This window comes from Streptomyces nanhaiensis, assembly GCF_046614825.1.
Classification (GTDB): Bacteria; Actinomycetota; Actinomycetes; order Streptomycetales; family Streptomycetaceae; genus Streptomyces; species Streptomyces radiopugnans.
In genome coordinates, this window is sequence record NZ_JBKJFM010000273.1 from 1 (window position 1) to 3670 (window position 3670).

The 3670-nt window shown below is 77.1% G+C and carries 4 protein-coding genes; all 4 read left to right on the top strand.

What is annotated here, in order from left to right; genetic code table 11:
* Positions 1–803, top strand: an 803-nt coding sequence (locus ACLIYP_RS29625; RefSeq protein WP_412716163.1) for a Rossmann-like and DUF2520 domain-containing protein, incomplete at its 5' end; no start/stop codon positions are given.
* A 32-nt stretch (positions 804–835) separates the two neighbouring features.
* Entirely contained in the window at positions 836–1753 is a 918-nt protein-coding gene (panC, locus tag ACLIYP_RS29630; RefSeq protein ID WP_412716164.1) for a pantoate--beta-alanine ligase, read from the top strand.
* Between the two features lie 5 nt (positions 1754–1758).
* Positions 1759–3453: an L-aspartate oxidase gene (locus ACLIYP_RS29635; protein ID WP_412716165.1), complete on the top strand. Its 1695-nt coding sequence runs from the start codon at positions 1759–1761 to the stop codon at positions 3451–3453.
* The coding region (locus ACLIYP_RS29640; RefSeq protein ID WP_412716166.1) for a hypothetical protein at positions 3450–3670 on the top strand (221 nt) is incomplete at its 3' end. The genes ACLIYP_RS29635 and ACLIYP_RS29640, both read left to right, overlap by 4 nt.

Here is a 3670-nt window from a genome sequence, read left to right on the forward strand (position 1 = left end):
CCGGGCACCGCCCGGTGGCCGCCTCCGGCGTCTCCGACGCCTCCCGCCGCCGGGCCGAGGCCCTGCTGCCGGGGGTGCCGCTGGTGGAGCCCGCCGAGGTCCTGGCCCGCGCCGACCTCGTCCTGCTCACCGTCCCCGACGACGCCCTGCCCGCCCTGGCCGCGGGCCTGGCCGAGACCGGCGCCGTACGCCCCGGACAGCTGCTGGCGCACGCCTCGGGCCGCTACGGCACCGCCGTACTCGACCCCGCGACGCGGGCCGGGGCCCTGCCGCTGGCGCTGCACCCGGTGATGACGTTCACCGGCACGCCCGTGGACGTGCAGCGGCTGGCGGGCTGCTCCTTCGGCGTCACCGCGCCCGAGGAGCTGCGCCTGGCCGCCGAGGCGCTGGTCATCGAGATGGGCGGGGAACCGGAGTGGGTCGCCGAGGAGGCCCGCCCCCTCTACCACGCGGCCCTGGCCCTCGGCGCCAACCACCTGGTCACCCTGGTCGCCCAGGCCTTGGAACTGCTGCGCACCGCCGGGGTCTCCGCACCCGACCGGATGCTCGGCCCGCTGCTCGGCGCCGCCCTGGACAACGCCCTGCGCTCCGGCGACGCCGCGCTGACCGGCCCGGTCGCCCGGGGCGACGCCGGTACGGTCGCCGCCCACATCGCCGAGCTGCGCCGCCACGCCCCGCAGACGGTGGCGGGCTACCTCGCGATGGCCCGCACCACCGCCGACCGGGCCCTGGCCGGCGGACTGCTCAGGCCTGAACTGGCCGAGGACCTGCTGGAGGTCCTCTCCGACGGGGGTACCCGGTGACCGGACCGACCGCCGACCACAGGAGCCCAGCCGTGCCCGCGCCCGCAGCCGAACCCACACCCGTACCCGTCCTGCGCACCGCGGCCGAGCTGCGCGCCCTGCCTCGCAGGGGGCGGCGGGCGGTGGTGATGACGATGGGAGCCCTGCACGAGGGCCACGCGGCCCTGGTCCGCGCCGCCCGGCAGAGGGCCGGGGCCGGGGGGCAGGTGGTGGTCACCGTCTTCGTCAACCCGCTGCAGTTCGGCGCCGGCGAGGACCTGGACCGCTATCCGCGCACCCTGGACGCGGACGTCGTGGTGGCCGCGGGCGCGGGCGCCGACGCCGTCTTCGCGCCGCCGGTGGCGGAGGTCTACCCCGGCGGGGAGCCGGAGGTGAGGATCAGCGCGGGCCCGATGGGCGAGCGGCTGGAGGGCGCCAGCCGGCCCGGCCACTTCGACGGGATGCTCACCGTCGTCGCCAAGCTGCTCCACCTCACCGCCCCCGACCTGGCGCTCTACGGGGAGAAGGACGCCCAGCAGCTCGCCCTGATCACCCGGATGGTGCGCGATCTGAACTTCCCCGTGGAGGTCGAGGGCGTCCCCACCGTGCGCGAGCCCGACGGCCTGGCCCTCTCCAGCCGCAACCGCTACCTGTCGGAGGCCGAGCGCACCACAGCCCTGGCCCTCTCGCGCGCCCTGTTCGCCGGACGCGACGCGGTGGCCGCGGGCGGGGCGGGCCCGCGCGAGGTGCGCCAGGCCGCCGAGGCCGTACTGGCGCAGGCCCGGCGGGCACGGCCGCCGCTGGTGCCGGACTACCTGGCGCTGGTGGACCCGGCCCACTTCACGGAGGTCCCGGCCGAGCCCGGCGCCTACGAGGGCGAGGCCGTGCTCGCGGTCGCGGCGCGGGTGGGCACCACACGACTGATCGACAACGTCCGGCTGCGCCTCGGACGCCCCGGAGGGGTTCGGTGAACGGGATGACGGCAGGCCTGCGACTGGACGCGCCGCGCTCCGGCTGGGCCATCGCCGCGGACGTGGTGGTGGTCGGCTCCGGAGTGGCCGGCCTGACAGCCGCGCTGCGCTGCGCGGCCTCCGGCCGCAAGACGGTGATCGTCACCAAGGCCCGGCTGGACGCCGGCTCCACACGCTGGGCGCAGGGCGGGATCGCCGCCGCGCTGGGCGAGGGCGACACCCCCGGCCAGCACCTGGACGACACCCTGGTCGCGGGCGCGGGCCTGTGCGACGAGGAGGCGGTGCGCACCCTGGTCACCGAGGGGCCGGACGCGGTACGGAGGCTGATCGCCGCCGGGGCGCGGTTCGACACCTCCGCCGAGACCGGCCGGATCGCCCTGACCCGCGAGGGCGGCCACCACCGCCGCCGCATCGCCCACGCGGGCGGCGACGCGACCGGCGCGGAGATATCCCGCGCCCTGGTGGCGGCCGTACGCGACGCCGGGATAGAGACGGTGGAGAACGCCCTCGTCCTGGACCTGCTCAAGGACGCCGACGGGCACGCCGCCGGCGTCTCCCTCCATGTGATGGGCGAGGGGCGGCACGACGGCGTGGGCGCCGTCCACGCCCCGGCGGTGGTGCTGGCCACCGGCGGAATGGGCCAGGTGTTCTCCGCTACCACCAACCCGTCCGTCTCCACCGGCGACGGCGTCGCGCTGGCGCTGCGGGCGGGCGCGGAGGTCTCCGACCTGGAGTTCGTCCAGTTCCACCCGACCGTGCTCTACCTGGGCCCGGGCAGCGAGGGTCAGCAGCCGCTGGTGTCCGAGGCCGTACGCGGCGAGGGCGCGCACCTCGTCGACGCCGACGGCGAGCGCTTCATGGCCGGGCAGCACGAACTGGCCGAGCTGGCACCGCGCGACATCGTCGCCAAGGGCATCATGCGGCGGATGCGCGAGCGGGGCGCCGACTGCATGTACCTGGACGCCCGGCACTTCGGCGCACGGATGTGGCAGGAGCGGTTCCCCACCATCCTCGCCGCCTGCCGCGCCCACGGCATCGACCCGGTCACCGAGCCGGTCCCGGTCGCGCCCGCCGCGCACTACGCCTCCGGCGGCGTGCGCACCGACCTGGCGGGCCGCACCACCGTGCCCGGCCTGTACGCGTGCGGCGAGGTCGCCTGCACGGGCGTGCACGGCGCCAACCGGCTGGCCTCCAACTCCCTGCTGGAGGGCCTGGTCTTCGCCGAGCGGATCGCCGCCGACATCGCACGCACCCCAGTGCGGGCCCCGGCCCCCGAGGACCCCGGCGACCTCGCGGGCACGCGGACCGTTCCGCTGCCGCCCGCCGAGGCGCGGTACGCGATCCAGCGCACCATGACCGCCGGCGCCGGGGTGCTGCGCTCCGCGGAGAGCCTGGCGCGGGCCGCGGAGGAACTGGCGGCGCTGGCCCCGGACGAGGCCGGCAAGCCGGCCGAGCCCGGTGTCGAGACCTGGGAGGCGGCCAACCTCCACCTCGTGGCCGGCGTCCTGGTCGCCGCCGCCCTGCGCCGTACCGAGACCCGCGGCTGCCACTGGCGCGAGGACCACCCCGAACGGGACGACGAGTCCTGGCGCCGGCACCTGGTCGTCGCCCTGCGCCCCACCGCGGGGGGTTCCGAGCTCGCCGTCGGTACGACCGACTCGACCGCGTTTCCCCCGGTCACGGGCGGGGGGACACCATGAGCGTCGTACGCGCGGCCGCCGGGCCGCTGTCGGCGACGATGCCCGCGCCGCTGTGCCGCGTGGGCGGAGAAGCTCACGGAGAAGGCACGGTGAGCGTCGTACGCGCGGCCGCCGGGCCGCTGTCGGCGACGATGCCCGCGCCGCTGTGCCGCGTGGGCGGAGAAGCTCACGGAGAAGGCACGGTGAGCGTCGTACGCGCGGCCGCCGGGCCGCTGTC

Bases quoted from the DNA above. Each gene is read 5' to 3' on its own strand.
- ACLIYP_RS29635 (WP_412716165.1), top strand. From the start codon at position 1,759: ATGACGGCAGGCCTGCGACTGGACGCGCCGCGCTCCGGCTGGGCCATC.